The 16,762-nt window shown below is 53.8% G+C and carries 33 protein-coding genes; 1 reads left to right on the top strand and 32 read right to left on the bottom strand.

Translation table 11 applies throughout. The features are described from left to right. Positions 1-207: 207 nt before the first annotated feature. Positions 208-504 carry a phasin family protein gene (locus F6V30_RS11160; RefSeq protein WP_151157045.1) on the bottom strand — a complete coding sequence of 99 codons (297 nt, stop codon included), beginning with the start codon at positions 502-504 and terminating at the stop codon, positions 208-210. Positions 505-779: 275 nt separating this feature from the next. On the opposite strand from F6V30_RS11160, the gene F6V30_RS11155 reads away from it, so the two are divergent. Beyond that, entirely contained in the window at positions 780-1,232 is a 453-nt protein-coding gene (locus F6V30_RS11155; protein WP_151157044.1) for a YaaR family protein, read from the top strand. A gap of 98 nt (positions 1,233-1,330) precedes the next feature. Here F6V30_RS11155 and rplQ read toward each other — a convergent pair whose 3' ends face one another. The 31 genes from rplQ to F6V30_RS11000 form a co-directional block, all read right to left on the bottom strand. Beyond that, positions 1,331-1,861, bottom strand: a complete 531-nt coding sequence (gene rplQ / locus F6V30_RS11150) for a 50S ribosomal protein L17 (protein WP_149309278.1) — start codon at positions 1,859-1,861, stop codon at positions 1,331-1,333. A 39-nt stretch (positions 1,862-1,900) separates the two neighbouring features. Continuing rightward, positions 1,901-2,923 (bottom strand): DNA-directed RNA polymerase subunit alpha, encoded by a 1,023-nt coding sequence (locus tag F6V30_RS11145; RefSeq protein ID WP_151157043.1) that lies wholly within the window; start codon positions 2,921-2,923, stop codon positions 1,901-1,903. A 75-nt stretch (positions 2,924-2,998) separates the two neighbouring features. Continuing rightward, the gene (gene rpsD, locus F6V30_RS11140; RefSeq protein WP_151157042.1) at positions 2,999-3,625 is read right to left on the bottom strand and encodes a 30S ribosomal protein S4; all 627 of its coding nucleotides are present in this window, start codon (positions 3,623-3,625) and stop codon (positions 2,999-3,001) included. A gap of 30 nt (positions 3,626-3,655) precedes the next feature. After that, positions 3,656-4,051 carry a 30S ribosomal protein S11 gene (rpsK, locus tag F6V30_RS11135; protein WP_149209917.1) on the bottom strand — a complete coding sequence of 132 codons (396 nt, stop codon included), beginning with the start codon at positions 4,049-4,051 and terminating at the stop codon, positions 3,656-3,658. A 25-nt stretch (positions 4,052-4,076) separates the two neighbouring features. Continuing rightward, positions 4,077-4,445, bottom strand: a complete 369-nt coding sequence (rpsM, locus tag F6V30_RS11130; RefSeq protein WP_151157041.1) for a 30S ribosomal protein S13 — start codon at positions 4,443-4,445, stop codon at positions 4,077-4,079. 22 nt (positions 4,446-4,467) lie between these two features. Beyond that, positions 4,468-4,581 (bottom strand): 50S ribosomal protein L36, encoded by a 114-nt coding sequence (gene rpmJ, locus F6V30_RS11125; protein ID WP_149209915.1) that lies wholly within the window; start codon positions 4,579-4,581, stop codon positions 4,468-4,470. Between the two features lie 22 nt (positions 4,582-4,603). After that, entirely contained in the window at positions 4,604-5,350 is a 747-nt protein-coding gene (map, locus tag F6V30_RS11120; protein ID WP_151157535.1) for a type I methionyl aminopeptidase, read from the bottom strand. Further along, entirely contained in the window at positions 5,337-5,999 is a 663-nt protein-coding gene (locus F6V30_RS11115; RefSeq protein ID WP_151157040.1) for an adenylate kinase, read from the bottom strand. The genes map and F6V30_RS11115 overlap by 14 nt, the downstream gene beginning before the upstream one ends. A 1-nt stretch (position 6,000) precedes the next feature. Beyond that, entirely contained in the window at positions 6,001-7,308 is a 1,308-nt protein-coding gene (secY, locus tag F6V30_RS11110; protein WP_151157039.1) for a preprotein translocase subunit SecY, read from the bottom strand. Next, positions 7,308-7,751, bottom strand: a complete 444-nt coding sequence (gene rplO / locus F6V30_RS11105) for a 50S ribosomal protein L15 (RefSeq protein WP_151128673.1) — start codon at positions 7,749-7,751, stop codon at positions 7,308-7,310. Before rplO ends, secY begins: the two co-directional genes overlap by 1 nt. Before the next feature lie 14 nt (positions 7,752-7,765). Further along, positions 7,766-7,945, bottom strand: a complete 180-nt coding sequence (gene rpmD, locus F6V30_RS11100) for a 50S ribosomal protein L30 (RefSeq protein ID WP_149209910.1) — start codon at positions 7,943-7,945, stop codon at positions 7,766-7,768. Between the two features lie 20 nt (positions 7,946-7,965). Further along, positions 7,966-8,454 (bottom strand): 30S ribosomal protein S5, encoded by a 489-nt coding sequence (gene rpsE / locus F6V30_RS11095; protein ID WP_149309295.1) that lies wholly within the window; start codon positions 8,452-8,454, stop codon positions 7,966-7,968. 20 nt (positions 8,455-8,474) lie between these two features. After that, the gene (gene rplR, locus F6V30_RS11090) at positions 8,475-8,840 is read right to left on the bottom strand and encodes a 50S ribosomal protein L18 (RefSeq protein ID WP_151157038.1); all 366 of its coding nucleotides are present in this window, start codon (positions 8,838-8,840) and stop codon (positions 8,475-8,477) included. Positions 8,841-8,859: 19 nt separating this feature from the next. After that, entirely contained in the window at positions 8,860-9,399 is a 540-nt protein-coding gene (rplF, locus tag F6V30_RS11085) for a 50S ribosomal protein L6 (RefSeq protein WP_151157037.1), read from the bottom strand. A gap of 26 nt (positions 9,400-9,425) precedes the next feature. Next, complete coding sequence (rpsH, locus tag F6V30_RS11080) at positions 9,426-9,824, bottom strand: 30S ribosomal protein S8 (protein ID WP_151157036.1); 399 nt, start codon at positions 9,822-9,824, stop codon at positions 9,426-9,428. Positions 9,825-9,865: 41 nt separating this feature from the next. Next, positions 9,866-10,051 (bottom strand): type Z 30S ribosomal protein S14, encoded by a 186-nt coding sequence (locus F6V30_RS11075; protein WP_149309302.1) that lies wholly within the window; start codon positions 10,049-10,051, stop codon positions 9,866-9,868. Between the two features lie 17 nt (positions 10,052-10,068). Next, positions 10,069-10,608: a 50S ribosomal protein L5 gene (rplE, locus tag F6V30_RS11070; RefSeq protein ID WP_151157035.1), complete on the bottom strand. Its 540-nt coding sequence runs from the start codon at positions 10,606-10,608 to the stop codon at positions 10,069-10,071. A gap of 21 nt (positions 10,609-10,629) precedes the next feature. Then, positions 10,630-10,956 (bottom strand): 50S ribosomal protein L24, encoded by a 327-nt coding sequence (gene rplX / locus F6V30_RS11065; RefSeq protein ID WP_151157034.1) that lies wholly within the window; start codon positions 10,954-10,956, stop codon positions 10,630-10,632. A 19-nt stretch (positions 10,957-10,975) separates the two neighbouring features. Continuing rightward, positions 10,976-11,344: a 50S ribosomal protein L14 gene (rplN, locus tag F6V30_RS11060; protein ID WP_149209902.1), complete on the bottom strand. Its 369-nt coding sequence runs from the start codon at positions 11,342-11,344 to the stop codon at positions 10,976-10,978. Between the two features lie 17 nt (positions 11,345-11,361). Further along, positions 11,362-11,619, bottom strand: a complete 258-nt coding sequence (rpsQ, locus tag F6V30_RS11055) for a 30S ribosomal protein S17 (RefSeq protein WP_149209901.1) — start codon at positions 11,617-11,619, stop codon at positions 11,362-11,364. A gap of 10 nt (positions 11,620-11,629) precedes the next feature. After that, positions 11,630-11,818 carry a 50S ribosomal protein L29 gene (gene rpmC / locus F6V30_RS11050; RefSeq protein ID WP_149309308.1) on the bottom strand — a complete coding sequence of 63 codons (189 nt, stop codon included), beginning with the start codon at positions 11,816-11,818 and terminating at the stop codon, positions 11,630-11,632. Then, the gene (gene rplP, locus F6V30_RS11045; protein ID WP_149309310.1) at positions 11,808-12,230 is read right to left on the bottom strand and encodes a 50S ribosomal protein L16; all 423 of its coding nucleotides are present in this window, start codon (positions 12,228-12,230) and stop codon (positions 11,808-11,810) included. Before rplP ends, rpmC begins: the two co-directional genes overlap by 11 nt. A 33-nt stretch (positions 12,231-12,263) precedes the next feature. Continuing rightward, positions 12,264-12,896, bottom strand: a complete 633-nt coding sequence (gene rpsC / locus F6V30_RS11040) for a 30S ribosomal protein S3 (RefSeq protein ID WP_149209898.1) — start codon at positions 12,894-12,896, stop codon at positions 12,264-12,266. 19 nt (positions 12,897-12,915) lie between these two features. Then, positions 12,916-13,251, bottom strand: a complete 336-nt coding sequence (gene rplV, locus F6V30_RS11035; RefSeq protein ID WP_149309312.1) for a 50S ribosomal protein L22 — start codon at positions 13,249-13,251, stop codon at positions 12,916-12,918. Positions 13,252-13,266: 15 nt separating this feature from the next. Beyond that, on the bottom strand, positions 13,267-13,545 hold the full coding sequence (rpsS, locus tag F6V30_RS11030) for a 30S ribosomal protein S19 (RefSeq protein ID WP_151157033.1): 279 nt from the start codon (positions 13,543-13,545) through the stop codon (positions 13,267-13,269). Positions 13,546-13,567: 22 nt separating this feature from the next. Continuing rightward, positions 13,568-14,392 (bottom strand): 50S ribosomal protein L2, encoded by an 825-nt coding sequence (rplB, locus tag F6V30_RS11025; protein WP_149309316.1) that lies wholly within the window; start codon positions 14,390-14,392, stop codon positions 13,568-13,570. 22 nt (positions 14,393-14,414) lie between these two features. Beyond that, positions 14,415-14,699, bottom strand: a complete 285-nt coding sequence (locus F6V30_RS11020) for a 50S ribosomal protein L23 (protein WP_149209894.1) — start codon at positions 14,697-14,699, stop codon at positions 14,415-14,417. Beyond that, positions 14,696-15,319: a 50S ribosomal protein L4 gene (gene rplD, locus F6V30_RS11015; RefSeq protein ID WP_151157032.1), complete on the bottom strand. Its 624-nt coding sequence runs from the start codon at positions 15,317-15,319 to the stop codon at positions 14,696-14,698. Before rplD ends, F6V30_RS11020 begins: the two co-directional genes overlap by 4 nt. Positions 15,320-15,340: 21 nt before the next feature. Next, the gene (gene rplC, locus F6V30_RS11010; protein WP_151157031.1) at positions 15,341-15,970 is read right to left on the bottom strand and encodes a 50S ribosomal protein L3; all 630 of its coding nucleotides are present in this window, start codon (positions 15,968-15,970) and stop codon (positions 15,341-15,343) included. A 28-nt stretch (positions 15,971-15,998) separates the two neighbouring features. Then, complete coding sequence (gene rpsJ, locus F6V30_RS11005) at positions 15,999-16,307, bottom strand: 30S ribosomal protein S10 (protein ID WP_151157030.1); 309 nt, start codon at positions 16,305-16,307, stop codon at positions 15,999-16,001. An 18-nt stretch (positions 16,308-16,325) separates the two neighbouring features. Next, a partial coding sequence (locus F6V30_RS11000; RefSeq protein ID WP_246163460.1) for an EF-Tu C-terminal domain-related protein occupies positions 16,326-16,762 on the bottom strand: 437 nt, incomplete at its 5' end.

The following is a 16,762-nucleotide window of genomic DNA, read 5'->3' as shown; positions in this document are numbered from 1 at the left end:
CTCCTGCCGGGTTTAACACCACGGATTTCAAGCAGGCCTATTCAATCAAGAAAAAGTCCGTTCACCACAAAGACACAAAGGTCACAAAGCTACACAAATAATAATTTCTGTTAGTTAAGTGATTTGAGTGAAGACATTTTCGCCGCTACCCCTGTTAATTCTTTGTGCTCTTTGTGCCTTTGTGGTGAATAACTGTCGTCTTTAGGTTCATTCGTTGTTGCGGGCCTCCAACTCCTGCACCCTGGCGACCAGGCGTTCATACTCATCGCGCGAGACCAGGCCGAGCCTGTCCACCACCTTACGGACCTCGGTCTCCGCCATCTCCCTGATCTTGTCTTTGCTCTCCTGGGCGATGCCCTGAACCCGGTCAACAAAACTCCGCCCCTCGTCCTCGCTGACCTTGTATTTTTCTTTCATCTCGTTTACCAGCTCTTCGGCCTTTTTCTGGGTGATGGCAGCGGCCCCGATAGCGGTCATAACCGTCTTTTCCAATAGATCCAGCATGCTCAGCCCTCCTTGTTTCCAGACGTATAAAGCGCGGCAACGGCTGCAAGCATATCACAAGCAGCAAACGATGCAAATGTGATTGTTGCATTTTTGCCGCAATTGCCTCTGAGGCGGAGAGTATGGTATGGTGGCGGAAAAGCGCGACGGACGCCGAGTTGCAGGTGAACTGGGTGCGAGGCGGCACGGAGGGAAGCGCCGGAGGCGTACCAGGGGGTGCGCTGATGGGCCGAACAACGCAGGCGTTTAATTGCGGTTCGACAGGAGAGGTGTGAATGCGGATCAGGGATGCAGTGGCAACACCGGGGCTCGGGAAACAGAGCAGGAATTCACCCACCGCGAAGAGTGGCGCCGGCGCCGGTTCGCTCTTCGCAGCCGAGTTGACCAACCAACAGTTCGATATGACATCGTATGAGCAAGAGGTGGAGAACCTGCGCCAGGAAATAGGAATGGTGGGCGACAAACTGGCAAATGAGCCGACCCTGCCCAACTTCAAACGTTTCCGCGACCTCCTGAGCCAACTGGCCAAGAGGATTTCCAATGAGGCCTATCGCCTGGAAAAGATCGGGGGGACGCCGCAGAACCCACGCACCTTCGAGATCATCACGGTCATCAACGCGGAGGCGGACAAACTCTACAATCTCATCCTGACGGACAACCGGGACAATATGGCCATCACGGCCAAGGTCATCGGCATCAAGGGGCTGGTGGTCGACCTGTTAACCTGATAATGCCGCGGGCCGAACTGGTTGGCGCGACAAACAAAAGAGGCAAGGGAAAACCCTTGCCTCTTTCTAGTAACATCTCATGCGGGAGCAGCAGACGCTTAGTCAGCCTTGGCTTCGCACACCTCTTCCGGTTCCACGATCGTGGTCTGAACGGCAGCCGGTTCGGTTGCAGCTTCGGCAGCAGCGGCAGGTGCCGCCTTCTTGGCCGCAGGCTTACGGGCAGGTGCCTTGGTCGCCTTCGGAGCAGTCGCCGGAGCCTTCGCGCTCTTCATCTCTTCCTCCACCAGCTCGATCAAAGAGATCGGAGCGGTGTCTCCCTGGCGAATACCCAGTTTTATGATGCGCGTATAGCCACCGGGGCGGTCCTTGTAACGCGGAGCAATAGCCGAAAACAGCTTCGTCACGACGGACTTTTCACGGATATATGATGCAGCCTGCCGCTGGGCATGCAGATCGCCACGTTTGCCAAGAGTGATCATCTTTTCGGCAACGGAGCGTATTTCCTTTGCCTTGGCATCGGTTGTCGTGATCTTTTCATGGTTCAAGAGCGAGGTGACCATATTCCGGAACATCGCTTCGCGATGGCTCGTTTTCCTGCCAAGTCTCCTGCCCGCTTTGTTATGACGCATAACGCATTCCTTTCTGAAACGAGTGGCTAATCCTGGGTATTACTCTTCTTCCTTCTTTTCGCCACGCAGGCGGCGCATGATCTCCGGATCGGGGAATTCATCCAGCTTCATGCCGAACGTCAGTCCCATATCGCTGAGAATGTCCTTAATCTCATTCAAGGATTTGCGACCGAAGTTCTGGGTCTTCAGCATCTCCGCCTCGGACTTGGAAACCAACTCGCCGATCAGCTTGATGCCCGCGTTCTTGAGGCAGTTGGCCGACCGCACCGAGAGTTCCAGTTCATCAACCGTGCGGTACAGGTTTTCGTTGATCTTATCCTTCTCTTCCTGGGACTCTTCAACCTGGTCAGGTTCCGACTCTTCGTCGAAATTGATGAAGATGCTCAGCTGTTCCTTCATGATCTTGGCGGCATAGGCCACCGCGTCTTCGGGATTCGCACTGCCATCGGTCCAGACTTCGAGGGTCAGCTTATCGTAATCCGTCATCTGGCCGACACGGGCGTTGGATACGTTGAAGTTAACCTTCTTGATGGGCGAATAGATGGCATCGATGGGTATGGTGCCCACCGGGGCCTTTTCATCGCGGTTACGATCGGCCGGGACATACCCCTTGCCCATCTTGACCGTCATCTCGACCTCGAGGTTGGCATCCTTGCCACAGGTCAGGATGTGGTGTTCGGGATTCATTACTTCTACGGCATGGCCGACGAGGATATCGCCCGCCGTAATGATTCCTTCCCCTTTATGTACGATTCGTATAGTCGCCTGGTCAGCGGTATGCAGCTTGAGCCGCACGCCTTTGAGATTCAGGATGATATCGGTAACGTCCTCGGTCACGCCTTGAATAGTGGAGAATTCGTGTAAAACACCCTTGATGCGGACCGAAGTTATGGCCGCACCCTGGAGGGTTGACAGGAGAATCCTGCGCAAAGAGTTGCCGAGCGTGGTGCCGAACCCGCGCTCAAAAGGTTCGGCGTAAAACTTGCCATATGTATTTGAAAGAGATTCTTTCTCGACTTGAAGCTGTTTTGGCCTGATCAGATCTCGCCAATTTTTATACATTACAACCTCCTCCGGAGGATTAGTGTCCGGTCATGGACATGAGGCGCCAGACGCGCCGCGCAGGTCTCCCGGGAATTACTTCGAGTAGAGCTCGACGATCAGCTGTTCCTGGATCGGGGTCGTGACATCTTCACGAACCGGCAGGCTCTTGATGAGGCCCTTGAAGGCATCGCGATCAAGTTCGACCCACTGGGGAACACCGCGCCGCACGACCGCTTCCAGAGAATCGGTGACAGCAACGATCTTCCTGCTCTTCTCACGGAGTTCGATGACATCGCCCACCTTGAGCTGAATGGAGGGGATATTCACCTTGCGGCCGTTGATGGTGAAGTGACCGTGACGGACAAGCTGACGCGACTCGGTGCGGGAAGAGGCAAATCCCAGACGATAAATCACATTATCAAGACGCCGCTCAAGCAGGGACAGCAGGTTTTCACCGGTAACCCCTTTCATGCGGTCAGCTTCCTGAAAGTATTCACGGAACTGTTTTTCCAAAAGGCCATAGATACGACGGACCTTCTGCTTCTCACGAAGCTGCACGCCGTAATCAGAGGTTTTTGAACGGCCTTGGCCATGCTGCCCCGGGGGATAATTGCGGCGTTTGATGGCGCACTTATCCGTGTAGCAGCGTTCCCCTTTCAGAAACAATTCCATGTTTTCTCTTCTGCACAGACGGCATGAAGGTCCTGTATAACGAGCCAATGAAAACCTCCTTGATATGAATGACGCGAGTTAAACTCTTCTACGTTTGGGGGGGCGACAACCGTTATGGGGAATCGGTGTCACGTCCTTGATGAAACTGATCGTAAAGCCTGCGGCCTGAAGGGCGCGGAGGGCGGACTCACGGCCGGAACCGGGGCCCTTGACATACACCTCGACACTGCGCATGCCGTGCTCCTGGGCTTTTTTCACGCAATCCTCGGCAGCGATCTGAGCTGCGAAGGGCGTACTCTTGCGGGAGCCCTTGAAACCTTTGGCGCCGGCAGTGGACCAGGCCACGACATTGCCGACCGGGTCGGTGATCGTGATGATCGTATTGTTGAATGTCGCCTGGATATGGGCAACACCGTTGGATATATTTTTACGTTCCTTCTTCTTGCGTACGACTTTCTTCGCAGGACTTGCCATTCGAATTCTCCAGAGCTAAATGGGATTATTTCTTTTTGCCGGCCACGGTGCGGGCAGGACCTTTACGCGTACGGGCATTGGTCTTGGTGCGCTGGCCGCGGACAGGGAGGCCTTTTCTGTGACGGAGGCCGCGATAACAGCCAAGATCCATGAGCCGCTTGATATTCATCGAAATATCACGACGAAGATCCCCTTCGACCTTGCAGTTGCGGTCGATTTCGTCACGAATACGGGAGACTTCGGCTTCAGTCAGCTTGTCCGTGCGGGTGTCGGGATCTATCTGTGTGGAGGCAAGGATCTGCTCTGCTGACGAATTACCGATACCATAGATATAGGTGAGAGCAATCACGATCCGTTTGTTTTTTGGTAAGTCAATACCTGCAATGCGTGCCAATTGTAAATCCTCCTTTAGTTACTCATCCTTGACGCTGAGAATGCTTAGGGATGTCACAGATAACACGTACCACACCCTTGCGTTTGACAATCTTGCATTTGTCGCAAATCTTCTTAACCGATGCTCGTACTTTCATATTACTCCCCTTCACGTGCTTGCTAAATGCGTGTCAGAATATCAGGACCCTTATCGGTTATGGCAACCGTGTGTTCAAAATGTGCTGAAAATCCGCCGTCGCGGGTGATGGTCGTCCAGCCGTCCTCAAGCACCTCGACCGCGTACGACTTTTCGTTGACCATGGGTTCTATCGCCAGCACCATGCCCGGCTTGAGCCTTACGCCGGTGCCCGTGGCGCCGAAGTTGGGCACCTGCGGTTCCTCATGGAGTTTCCTGCCGATGCCGTGTCCGACGAAATCACGTACGACAGAAAAGCCTTGTGCCTCAACGTGCGTCTGAACCGCGTGGGAAATGTCGCCCAGCCTGCCGCCGGCCACCGCCTTGTCTATGCCGGCATAGAGAGACTCTTCCGTCGTCTTGAGCAGCGTGTTGATACGTGCCGGAACCGTTCCCACCGGAATGGTCAGGGCGGAATCGCCATAAAACTCGTTGTACAGGACACCGAAATCAAGGCTGATAATATCTCCCTCTTTCAAGGGCGCTTTCGTTGGCATCCCGTGCACGACCACATCGTTGGGGGAGCAGCATAAAGCGCTGGGGTACTTGCAGTACCCTTTGAAAGCGGGCTTTGCCTTGCGGCGTCGGGTTTCGGAATCGGCAAACTCATCAAGTTCCGCGGTCGTTACCCCCGGTTTTACCCGTTCGCGGAGCAGGAGGAGTATTTCTGCAACTATCTTGCAGGCGTCACGCATCTTCTCAATCTCACGAGGAGATTTAAGGACGATCACCGGCATTGCCTTTCAATAGGGAGCATATCTGCCCCTGAATGTCCTGGATCGTACCGTTGCCGTCAATATGACGCATCAAGCCCCGCTGCTCAAAATACTCTTTAAGCGGTGAGGTCTGCTGGCGATACACCTCCAGACGATTCTGAACCGTTTCCACACGGTCGTCATTGCGCTGCACCAGTGCGGAACCGCATGCGTCGCAGATTCCGGCAACCTTCGGCGCATCGTAGGCCACATGATACCCCTTGCCGCACGCAGGACAGGTGCGCCTGCCGGAGAGCCGCTGAACGATCTCGGCGCTGTCCACATCGAGGGAAATCACGTGGTCGATGTGCTTGCCAAGCCCCTTCAGCAACGAGGTGAGGGCATCAGCCTGGGGCGTCGTACGCGGGAAGCCGTCAAGAATAAAACCATCACGGCAGTCCGGCTCGGAGATCCGCTCCTTGACCAGCCCGAGAACGATCTCGTCGGAAACGAGCCCACCGGCATCCATGATCGACTTGGCGGCTACGCCGAGCGGCGACTGCGCCTTAACTGCGGCACGAAGCATGTCGCCGGTCGAAATCTGGGGAATGCCGAAACGCTCAACGATAAACTGTGCCTGGGTACCTTTACCGGCCCCCGGAGGGCCAAACAGGATGACATTCATCCTATTTTCTCCCCCTGATCCTGACACCCTTCAAGAACCCCTCGTAATTGCGGGTAATGAGGTGCGACTCAATCTGAGCGACCGTATCCATACCAACGCCAACAGCAATCAACAGGGCGGTCCCTCCAAAGTAGAACGGGAGATTGAACTTCCCGATCAAAATCGAGGGCAGCACGCACACAAGTGATATATAGATGGCGCCGGCAAACGTGAGTCGCGTCAAGACGCTGTCCATAAAGTCAGACGTCTCCTTACCCGGCCTGATGCCAGGGATATAGCCGCCATGCTTTTTGACATTCTCGGCAACATCTACCGGGTTGAATGTTACAGCCGTGTAGAAATAACAGAAGAAGACGATGAAAGCAACAAAAAAGAGATCATAGACAAAATTGCCCGGCGTTAAACTTTTGGCCGCCTTCTGCACCCAGGGCACATTGATGAAGTTGGCTACCGTTGCCGGAAACATGATAATTGATGATGCGAAGATCGGCGGTATGACGCCCGCCATATTCACCTTCAACGGGAGATGGGAAGTTTGGGCGTTGAATGTCTTCAGCCCCACCACCCGCTTGGCGTAGTGGATGGGAAGGCGCCGCTGCCCGCGCTCCACGAAGACGATGGCGGCAATGACAACGAACATCAGGGCAAGCACGAAGATGAGCACGAACAGGGACAACTGTCCGGCGTTCAGCAGCCTGACGGTGTTGCTCAGTGCCGTCGGAATCCTGACGACGATCCCGGCAAAGATGATCAGAGAGATACCGTTGCCGATCCCCTTCTCGGTCATCTGCTCGCCAAGCCACATGATAAATGCCGTACCGGCTGTGAGGGTGATGACCGTCATCAGGCGGAAGCTCCAGCCCGGATTGGGGACAACCAGTTCGCCGGCGGGGCCGCGCATGCTCTCCAGGCCGATGGCAATGCCGAGACCTTGCACAAAACTGAGCACGATGGTGCCATAGCGGGTATACTGGATGATCTTCTTGCGGCCGGACTCCCCTTCCTTTGAGAGCTTTTCTATGGCCGGAACCACAACCGTCAGCAGTTGGAAGATGATCGACGAAGAGATGTACGGCATGATGCCCAAGGCAAATACCGTCAAACGTTCAAGTGCACCACCAGAAAACATATCGAACATGCCGAGGAGCGTCCCCTGGGCCTGCTTGAAAAAATGCGCCAGCGCAATTCTATCGATACCGGGCGTGGGTATGTGGCAACCGACACGATAGACAGCCAACATCCCCAAGGAAAAAAGCACACGTTTCTTCAACTCGGGGATCTTGAAAATATTCTGGAGTGCGTCGAACACTAGGCCTTCTCCTCGACAGATCCGCCTGCGGCAACAATTTTCTCTTTGGCGGATTGGCTGAATTTATTGGCAGTGACCTTAAGAGATTTCGTAATATCGCCGTTACCAAGGATCTTAACCAGACCGTTGGTGCCTTTTATCAGGCCCTTAGCCGCAAGCGCCGCGGCATCCACTTCAGCGCCAGCCTCGAATATGTCGAGTTGGCTGAGGTTCACCACAGCATACTCAACACGCTCAAGAGGCGTAAAACCACGCTTCGGCAACCTGCGCTGCAAAGGCATCTGGCCGCCTTCGAAACCGGCCTTGATGCTGCCGCCGGAACGGGCCTTCTGTCCCTTGTGGCCCTTTGTGGCGGTCTTGCCATGCCCGGAACCGGTGCCGCGACCGATGCGCTTCCTATCTTTTGTCGATCCCAGTGCGGGTCTCAGTGTGTTCAAATCCATGTATTCCACCCCTTTTACTTCGTCACTTTCAGCATGTGGCCGACTTTATTGATCATACCCTGTACTTCCGGGGAGTCGGGCCGGGTAACTGTCTGGTTGAGACGGGAAAGGCCGAGGCCGGCGACGATATCGCGATGCTTCTTGGTTTTCCCGATAGTGCTCTTAATGAGTGTGATTTGCAACGTGCTGCTCATGGTATCCTCACTTCAATCGATTATTCGGTTATTCCACGGCGTGCGGCGATCTCTTCAGGGGTCTTCAACCGCTCAAGGCCGGCGAAAGCCGCCTTCACCACATTGTGGGGGTTGTTGGAGCCAAGGCATTTGGAAAGGATGTTATTGATGCCGGCGGCCTCAAAAATGGCGCGCGCTGCACCGCCGGCGATAACGCCCGTACCAGCGGATGCAGGCTTCATCAGAAGCCGGCCGGCTCCGAACCTACCTTCAATTTCAAAAGGTATGGTCTGATGCTGGTTGACCGGAACCTTGATGAGGTTTTTCTTTGCCTGCTCGACACCCTTCCGGATTGCCTCGGGTACTTCGTTCGCCTTGCCAAGACCATATCCGACATGGCCATTACCGTCACCTACCACGATCAGGGCGGAAAAGCTGAAACGACGACCACCTTTAACAACTTTGGCAACGCGGCTGATGTGAACGACACGATCCGTGAGATTCAGTTCCGCTGGATTGATTCTGCTCAATGAAAGCCTCCTCGTATGCTTTAGAAACGAAGCCCGGCTTCGCGGGCTCCGTCAGCAAGTGCCTTGATTCTGCCGTGGTACAGAAAACCGTTACGGTCGAATACCACTGATGAAATACCTTTTTCGATGGCCAAGCGGGCGACTTCCTTACCCACATGGGTTGCCGCAGCAACGTTGCCCGTATAAGCAAGCTCTGCAGAGTCGGAAGCCAGGGTTGAACAGGCAACCAGAGTTACACCCTTTGTATCGTCAATCAGCTGGGCATAGATATGGCGTGCGCTCTTGAAGACGCTCAGACGGGGGCGCTCGCTGGTGCCACGAACCTTTTTACGGACACGGACTTGGCGTTTGAGACGGATGATGGTTTTAAGTGCGGTCTTTGCCACAGAAATCTCCTTATAAAGACTATTTCTTACCGGTCTTGCCGGCTTTTCTCAAGATAGTCTCGTCAGCATACTTAACACCTTTACCCTTATAGGGTTCGGGAGCGCGGAATGATCTGATCTTGGCGGCGGTCTGACCCACCAGCTCTTTGTCTGCACCCTTGACGGAGACCTTGGTCATCTTGTCAACATCGATGACGATGCCTTCCGGGATCGGGAAATTTATCGGGTGGGAGTAGCCGAGAGCCATAACAAGCTCTTTCCCCTTAACCTCGGCACGATAGCCGACGCCGTTGATCTCAAGATCGGTCTGAAAGCCCTTGGTCACACCAACGACCATATTGTTGATCAGGGTGCGGGTCAGGCCGTGAGCTGCGCGTGCGGCGGTGCTCTCATCATTTCTGGTGACTTCTACCGAGCTTTCGCCGACATTGATCGTGACGCAGGACATTACCTGGCGAGCCAGCTTACCATTGGGCCCTTGTACGGAAACCAGCGTATCATCCAGAACGACCTTTACCCCTTTGGGTATCTCTATGGGGAGTTTCCCTATTCTCGACATCTCTGCATACTCCTTGATCGCAATGTTTACCAAATGGTACAGATAAGCTCACCGCCGACGCCGGCCTGACGGGCGGCGTTGTCGGTAATAATCCCCTTGGATGTTGACAGGATGGCAACACCGATACCGTTCTTGACGACGGGGATATCCTCAGCCTTCGAGTAAACCCGGCCACCCGGTTTACTGACGCGTTTGATCTCGTTGATCACGCTATCCTTTTCGTCAATATACTTCAGATAAATCCTCAGAACGCCTTGAAGATTATCGGAAATAACCTTGTAATTCTTAATAAAACCTTCCTGCTTCAATACATTGGCTATATTGACCTTCAGGTTGGAGGAAGGGATATCGACCTTCTGCAGCTTGACCATATTTGCGTTGCGTATTCTGGTCAGCATATCTGCGATTGGATCTGTCATGGACATCGTGCGTGCACTCCTATCTAGTGTACTTCAAGTTCGATTGCTTACCAGCTGGACTTGATTACGCCGGGGATTTGGCCTATAGACGCATACTTGCGAAGACAAATCCTGCACATCTGGAACTTGCGATAATATGCTTTGGGTCTCCCGCAGACCGGGCAGCGGTTATGCTGGCGGACCTTGAATTTAGGCTTACGCTGCGACTTGATGATCATTGAGGTTTTTGCCACGGAATCCTCCAGTTATCTTAGTTCCTGAACGGCATGCCCAGGTACTTGAGAAGCGCTTTGCCTTCCTCGTCGGTTTTGGCGCTTGTTACGATCGTTATATTCATACCCTTGATCTTGTCAATGGTGTCATAGCTGATTTCAGGGAAGATGAGCTGCTCCTTGATGCCAAGGGTGTAATTGCCCTTGCCGTCGAAGGCCTTGCCGGAAACGCCCTTGAAGTCGCGCACCCGGGGGAGCGCCACGTTCATGAGGCGGTCCAGGAATTCATACATGCGATCCCGGCGCAAGGTCACCATGCAACCGATCGGCATGCCCTGGCGCAACTTGAAGGTCGCGATGGACTTTTTGGCTTTGGTGATAACCGACTTTTGGCCGGTAATGGCGTTCAACTCGACCGCGGCGGAGTCGAGGATCTTGACGTTCTGGATAGCTTCACCAAGACCCATATTGACAACGATCTTCTCGATGTGCGGAACTTCCATTATGTTCTTATAATTGAAATCCTTGCGCAGCTTCGCAATGATTTCGTTATCATATAATTCCTTTATACGGGCCATGGTAATGGTATCTCCTTCGAACTATTTCTCAATGGAAGCGCCGCATTTAACGCAGTTCCGTTGTTTCTCGCCATTTTCCAGCACCGTGATTTTGGTCCTGACAGGCTTGGCGCACTTGGGACAATAGGGCATGACATTGGAGATATGGATCGCGGCCTCTTTCTCCTTGATGGCGCCCGCCTCGTTGCCGCGTGCCTTCACATGGCGCTTGACAAGGTTGAGCCCCTCAACGATCACACCATTCTTTTTGGGCAGCAATTTAAGAACTTTGCCGGTCTTGTTCTTTTCTTTGCCGGCAACAACCATTACGGTATCGCCCTTGCTGACATGAGATTTCATGGCTTGCATCTACGTTCTCCGATTCAGATTAAAGTACTTCCGGTGCGAGGGAAATGATCTTCATGAATTTCTTGGCGCGCAGCTCTCGGGCAACAGGGCCGAAGATACGCGTTCCCACAGGCTCTTTTTGGTTATTGATAACGACGCCGGAATTATCGTCGAAACGAATATACGAACCATCGGGGCGACCGAGCGCTTTTGCGGTCCTGACGATGACCGCCTTGACGACATCGCCCTTTTTTACCTTCGAGTTCGGCAAAGCCTCGCGGACAGAGGCCACGATGATGTCGCCTACCCCGGCATATTTACGTTTCGAACCGCCAAGCACCTTTATGCAAAAGAGCTTCTTGGCACCTGAATTATCGGCTACATCCAGTATTGATTGCATCTGTATCATTACTCGGTACCCCTGTCCTAAGAGATGCTTTCGATGATCTGCTTCAGGCTCCAGCGCTTATCCTTGCTCAGGGGGCGACATTCGATGATCTGAACGCGGTCGCCGACCTTGCAGACGTTCTGCTCGTCATGGACTTTGTACTTCACGCTGCGCTTGATATATTTGTTATAGAGTTGGTGTTTTACAAGACGGTCAACCTTGACGACAACCGTTTTTTCCATCTTGTCGCTCACCACGACACCTAACTGTGTTTTCCTGTGGCCACGTTCACTCATCAGTTGCTCCCTATGCCTTGCTCTCGGTAATAATGGTGCTGATCCGGGCAATATCTTTACGGATAGTCTTCAGCTTGGCGGTGTTCTCGAGCCTGCCGGTGTGCAGTTGGAACGTGAGATTGAACAGTTCCTGGGTAAGCTCACCATGTTTTTTCGACAGCTCGTCGGCCGACAGATTGCGCAACTCATTAGGCTTCATGGTCGCCTCCCCTTTGGATGAACTTGGTGGAAACGGGCAGTTTATGAGCGGCGAGTCGAAGCGCCTCGCGGGCAATCTCCTCAGTGACACCTTCCATTTCATAAAGAACGGTTCCCGGCTTGACAACGCATACCCAGGAATCGGGTGATCCTTTGCCCTTGCCCATCCTGGTCTCGGCAGGTTTCGCGGTCAACGGTTTGTCCGGAAACACGCGGATCCAGATCTTGCCACCCCTTTTGACATAACGGGTCATGGCGATACGGGCTGCCTCAATCTGACGGGAGTCCACCCAGCCGCATTCGGTTGCCTGCAGACCGAACTCGCCGAAGGAGAGTTCGATACCGCGACACGGCTTGCCGGTCATACGGCCCTTCATCTGTTTTCTATGTTTTACCCTTTTAGGCATTAACATTGATGCATACTCCTGTAGCGCAAAATAAGGATGTTACTGACCGGGGAGAATTTCACCCTTGAAGATCAGAACTTTGATTCCAATGATGCCGTAGGTCGTCTTGGCTTCTGCGAACCCGTAATCAATATCTGCACGCAGAGTATGCAGGGGAACGCGGCCTTCACGATACCATTCGGTGCGGGACATTTCAGCGCCGCCGAGTCGCCCGGAACAGGTGATCCTGATTCCCTTGGCCCCGAATTTGAGTGCGGATGTCACACTCTTCTTCATGGCGCGGCGGAAAGCGATCCGACGCTCAAGCTGGAGAGCCACGTTCTCGGCGACCAGTTGGGCATCAAGTTCAGGCTTGCGGACTTCGTGGATATTGATAAACACTTCCTTAGAAGTCAGTTTAGCCAAGTCCTTTTTGATCGTCTCGACCTCGGAGCCCTTCTTACCGATGATCAGGCCCGGCCGTGCGGTATGAATGTTGATCTTGGTCTTATTGGCCGCACGTTCGATTTCAATCTTGGAAACGCCGGAATTGTACAGGCGCTTTTTCAGAAATTTCCGAATTGCCAGGTCTTCATGCAGATGCTTCGCGTAGTCAGCTTCCGCATACCACTTGGAGTCCCATGTTTTAACGACACCAAGCCTGAAACCTATCGGATTAACTTTTTGTCCCAAACTACACCTCCAGGAAAAACTATTTCGTATCGGAAAGAGTAACCGCTATGTGGCTGGTCGGTTTGCGAATCTTGCTGGCGCGCCCCATGGCACGCGGCGTAAAACGCTTCAACACGGCGCCGCCATCGACGTATATGGTCTTCACAAACAACTTATCAACGTCGGAGACACCCTTTTGCTCTGCATTGGCAACCGCAGACGTCAGCAGCTTGGAGATAAGCTTTGCCGAAGGTTGCGGAAGAAAACGCAACGTATTGAGTGCATCCTGTATTGCCTTACCCCTGACAAGATCCACCACCAGGCGAGTCTTACGAGGCGAAAGTCGTGCAAGTGTCAATTTTGCGCTGGATTCCATTTCAAACTCCCCTGATTACTTCTTGACTTTACTCTTCTTGTCGGCGGCATGGCCGTGAAACGTTCTCGTTGGTGAAAATTCACCCAGTTTATGGCCGACCATATTCTCGGTCACAAAGACCGGAATGAACTTGCGGCCATTGTGGACGGCAAGACTGAGGCCGATAAAATCAGGCGTAATGGTTGAGCGACGCGACCATGTCTTGATGATTTTTTTCGAGTTGGGCCCTTCAGCTTGCACCTTTTTGATCAGGTGCCCATCGACGAAAGGTCCTTTTTTTATTGAACGTGCCATGATGTATCAGCCTCTCAACGTATTATTTGGTACGCTTCTTCACAATGAAGCGATCGGAAGACTTGTTGGTCCTGGTCTTGTAACCCTTGGTGGGGATACCCCACGGAGTTACCGGATGGCGGCCACCGGAGGTGCGCCCTTCGCCACCGCCATGGGGATGGTCAACCGGGTTCATGGCAACACCACGGACCTTGGGACGCTTGCCGAGCCAGCGTGAACGACCGGCCTTGCCCACGTTGACGTTCTCATGGTCGATGTTGCCGACCTGGCCGATGGTGGCGTAGCAATCCTGGAGGATCAAGCGCACTTCGCCCGACGGCAGCTTGATCTGGGAGTACTTGCCTTCCTTGGACATAAGCTGGGCAAAGGTGCCGGCGCTTCTGGCCAACTGAGCCCCCTTGCCGATCTTGAGCTCGATATTGTGGATGATCGTACCCAGCGGTATCGAACGGAGCGGCAGCGAGTTACCCGGCTTGATATCGGCCTCGGGACCGCTGATGACCGTATCGCCGACCTTGAGGTGGAGCGGCGCAAGGATGTAACGCTTCTCGCCGTCAACGTAGTTCAACAGGGCGATGCGTGCGCTACGGTTCGGGTCATACTCGATACTTGCCACTGTGGCCGGAATATTGCGTTTATCACGACGGAAGTCAATGATACGGTATTTCTGTTTGTGGCCGCCACCGATGTGACGTGCGGTAACACGGCCCAACGCGTTTCTGCCACCCGACTTCGTAAGTGAAACAAGAAGGGACTTCTCAGCCGTTGTCGTTGTAATCTCTTCAAAAGTCGAGCAGGTCTGGTGTCTGCGTCCTGCCGATGTTGGTTTATAACTCTTGATTCCCATTGTGAACCCCGAATACTAGTAATTAAACCTCAAAAAAATCTATGGACTGACCCTTCTGGAGGGTCACATAGGCCTTTTTCCAGTTGGAACGCTTGCCGAAATTCTTGCCGACGCGCTTGACCTTGCCGGCCACGTTGACGGTGCGGACATCGTCTACCTTGACCTTGAAGAGCGTTTCGACAGCCTGCTTGATCTCAATCTTGTTGGCATCCCTGTCAACGACGATGGAGACTGTGTTGGAGGTGTCGCTGCCAAGCGAAGTCTTCTCCGTGACGTGAGGCTTTTTTATAATGGAGTAAATGTTCATTTCTGCAACGCTCCTTCAACGGTCTGAACCGCATCCTGCGTGAAGATAATGTTCTTGTACTTCAGCATGTCGTGAACGTTCAGGGCGCCCACTTTCAGAAGCTTGACATGCGGTACGTTCCGCGCAGAAAGGTAGAGATTATTGCTTGGGCTATCGGTGACGATCAGGGACTTCTCCAGTTCGAACCGCTTCATGAAGCCGGCAAAATCCTTGGTAGAGATCTTGTCGAAATCGAGCTTGTCGAGTACCGTGATGCTTTCACTCTTGTACTGGAACGAAAGGAGCGAACAGAGTGCGGCGGCACGGGCCTTTTTGTTCATGCTCAGGCTATAGGTCTTGGGTTGCGGACCGAATGCAACACCACCGCCCGGGTACTGGGGAGCACGACTACAACCCTGACGGGCGTTGCCGGTTCCTTTCTGCTTGAAAGGTTTCTTGCCGCCGCCGGAAACGGCAGCACGGTTTTTCACCGCCACGGTTCCGGCTCTTCTATTGGCAAGCTGGATCCGAAGTGCCTGGTGAATGAGATATTCTTTCACCTCGGTGCCGAAGACAGTGTCCGGCAATTGCACCTCGCCAACCTGCTGTTTGTTCATGTTATAAACCGCTATCGAAGGCATACTGTTACTCCCGATTAATTACTAAGCTTTGACACTCTGTTTGATGAGGACGATATTGTTGGCATGGCCAGGGATCGCCCCTTTGATCAACAGCAGGTTATCGGCAGAGACCACACGTACCACCTGAAGCCTCTGCACGGTTACACGTTCATTGCCCAACTGCCCCGGCATCTTCTTGTTCTTGAAGACATGGGACGGGGTGGCTGAAGCGCCGATGGAGCCGGGCGCCCGGTGGAAGCGCGAACCGTGGGAAGCACGCCCGCCCTTGAAGTTCCAGCGTTTGATGACACCCTGGAACCCCTTGCCGATGCTGGTCCCGGTAACATCGATATAGTCGCCGGGCTGGAACTGGTCGAGGGTGAGGGTATCGCCGACATTCAACTCTGCGGCGTTCGCAAGTTTGAACTCGCGCAGGTATTTGAAGACACCCTGGCCGGCTTTCGTGCAATGCCCTAGGAGAGGCTTCGTGGTGTTGGTGGCGTTCACCGGCTCGAATCCAACCTGAACCGCCGTATAGCCATCGCTATCGGTGGTCTTTTTCTGAACGACGACGCAGGGGCCAGCCTGAACAACCGTAACCGGGACCTTGGTGCCGTCTTCCAGGAATATCTGGGTCATGCCCAGTTTTTTTGCGATGATACCTTTCTTCATAGCCATTCCTATTCAGTCGTATTAGCCGTTACAGTTTGATTTCAACGTCCACACCGGCGGACAGGTCCAGTTTCATCAGGGCATCCACGGTCTGCTGCGTAGGATCGAGAATGTCGATCAGACGTTTGTGGGTCCGAATTTCAAACTGATCCCGGGACTTTTTGTCAACGTGCGGTCCACGGAGAACGCAGTACTTGTTGATGATCGTCGGCAGCGGGATCGGTCCGGCCACGCGGGCTCCGGTTCTTTTCGCCGTTTCAACGATTTCGCCTACCGAAACGTCCAGCAACTTGTGGTCATATGCCTTAAGGCGGATTCTGATCTTCTGGCTCTGCATTGATATCCTCGTAACGTTTTATTCGATGATCGAGCTGACGACGCCGGCGCCAACGGTACGGCCACCTTCGCGGATGGCGAAACGCAAACCTTCGTCCATGGCGATCGGGGTGATCAGTTTCACGGTCATGGCAACGTTGTCGCCGGGCATGACCATCTCGATACCAGCGGGAAGTTCGGCTACGCCGGTCACGTCCGTCGTCCGGAAGTAGAACTGGGGACGGTAGCCGTTGAAGAACGGCGTATGACGACCGCCCTCTTCCTTGGTCAGAATATAGGCTTCAGCCTTGAACTTGGTGTGCGGAGTGATGCTGCCCGGCTTGGCAAGTACCTGGCCGCGCTCGATGTCTTCACGCTTCACACCGCGCAGCAGGGCGCCGATGTTGTCGCCGGCACGACCTTCGTCCAGCAGCTTGCGGAACATCTCGACACCGGTTACCGTGGTCTTGGCCGTGG

This window comes from Oryzomonas sagensis (assembly GCF_008802355.1).
Classification (GTDB): domain Bacteria; phylum Desulfobacterota; class Desulfuromonadia; order Geobacterales; family Pseudopelobacteraceae; genus Oryzomonas; species Oryzomonas sagensis.
This window is presented reverse-complemented; position numbering and strand designations above follow the sequence as displayed.

Bases quoted from the DNA above. Each gene is read 5' to 3' on its own strand.
- F6V30_RS11160 (WP_151157045.1), bottom strand. From the start codon at position 504: ATGCTGGATCTATTGGAAAAGACGGTTATGACCGCTATCGGGGCCGCT.
- F6V30_RS11155 (WP_151157044.1), top strand. From the start codon at position 780: ATGCGGATCAGGGATGCAGTGGCAACACCGGGGCTCGGGAAACAGAGC.
- rplQ (WP_149309278.1), bottom strand. From the start codon at position 1,861: ATGCGTCATAACAAAGCGGGCAGGAGACTTGGCAGGAAAACGAGCCAT.
- F6V30_RS11145 (WP_151157043.1), bottom strand. From the start codon at position 2,923: ATGTATAAAAATTGGCGAGATCTGATCAGGCCAAAACAGCTTCAAGTC.
- rpsK (WP_149209917.1), bottom strand. From the start codon at position 4,051: ATGGCAAGTCCTGCGAAGAAAGTCGTACGCAAGAAGAAGGAACGTAAA.
- rpmJ (WP_149209915.1), bottom strand. From the start codon at position 4,581: ATGAAAGTACGAGCATCGGTTAAGAAGATTTGCGACAAATGCAAGATT.
- F6V30_RS11115 (WP_151157040.1), bottom strand. From the start codon at position 5,999: ATGAATGTCATCCTGTTTGGCCCTCCGGGGGCCGGTAAAGGTACCCAG.
- rplO (WP_151128673.1), bottom strand. From the start codon at position 7,751: ATGGATTTGAACACACTGAGACCCGCACTGGGATCGACAAAAGATAGG.
- rpmD (WP_149209910.1), bottom strand. From the start codon at position 7,945: ATGAGCAGCACGTTGCAAATCACACTCATTAAGAGCACTATCGGGAAA.
- rplF (WP_151157037.1), bottom strand. From the start codon at position 9,399: ATGTCGAGAATAGGGAAACTCCCCATAGAGATACCCAAAGGGGTAAAG.
- rpsH (WP_151157036.1), bottom strand. From the start codon at position 9,824: ATGTCCATGACAGATCCAATCGCAGATATGCTGACCAGAATACGCAAC.
- rplE (WP_151157035.1), bottom strand. From the start codon at position 10,608: ATGGCCCGTATAAAGGAATTATATGATAACGAAATCATTGCGAAGCTG.
- rplX (WP_151157034.1), bottom strand. From the start codon at position 10,956: ATGCAAGCCATGAAATCTCATGTCAGCAAGGGCGATACCGTAATGGTT.
- rplN (WP_149209902.1), bottom strand. From the start codon at position 11,344: ATGATACAGATGCAATCAATACTGGATGTAGCCGATAATTCAGGTGCC.
- rpsQ (WP_149209901.1), bottom strand. From the start codon at position 11,619: ATGAGTGAACGTGGCCACAGGAAAACACAGTTAGGTGTCGTGGTGAGC.
- rpmC (WP_149309308.1), bottom strand. From the start codon at position 11,818: ATGAAGCCTAATGAGTTGCGCAATCTGTCGGCCGACGAGCTGTCGAAA.
- rplP (WP_149309310.1), bottom strand. From the start codon at position 12,230: ATGTTAATGCCTAAAAGGGTAAAACATAGAAAACAGATGAAGGGCCGT.
- rplV (WP_149309312.1), bottom strand. From the start codon at position 13,251: ATGGAATCCAGCGCAAAATTGACACTTGCACGACTTTCGCCTCGTAAG.
- rpsS (WP_151157033.1), bottom strand. From the start codon at position 13,545: ATGGCACGTTCAATAAAAAAAGGACCTTTCGTCGATGGGCACCTGATC.
- rplB (WP_149309316.1), bottom strand. From the start codon at position 14,392: ATGGGAATCAAGAGTTATAAACCAACATCGGCAGGACGCAGACACCAG.
- F6V30_RS11020 (WP_149209894.1), bottom strand. From the start codon at position 14,699: ATGAACATTTACTCCATTATAAAAAAGCCTCACGTCACGGAGAAGACT.
- rplD (WP_151157032.1), bottom strand. From the start codon at position 15,319: ATGCCTTCGATAGCGGTTTATAACATGAACAAACAGCAGGTTGGCGAG.
- rplC (WP_151157031.1), bottom strand. From the start codon at position 15,970: ATGAAGAAAGGTATCATCGCAAAAAAACTGGGCATGACCCAGATATTC.
- rpsJ (WP_151157030.1), bottom strand. From the start codon at position 16,307: ATGCAGAGCCAGAAGATCAGAATCCGCCTTAAGGCATATGACCACAAG.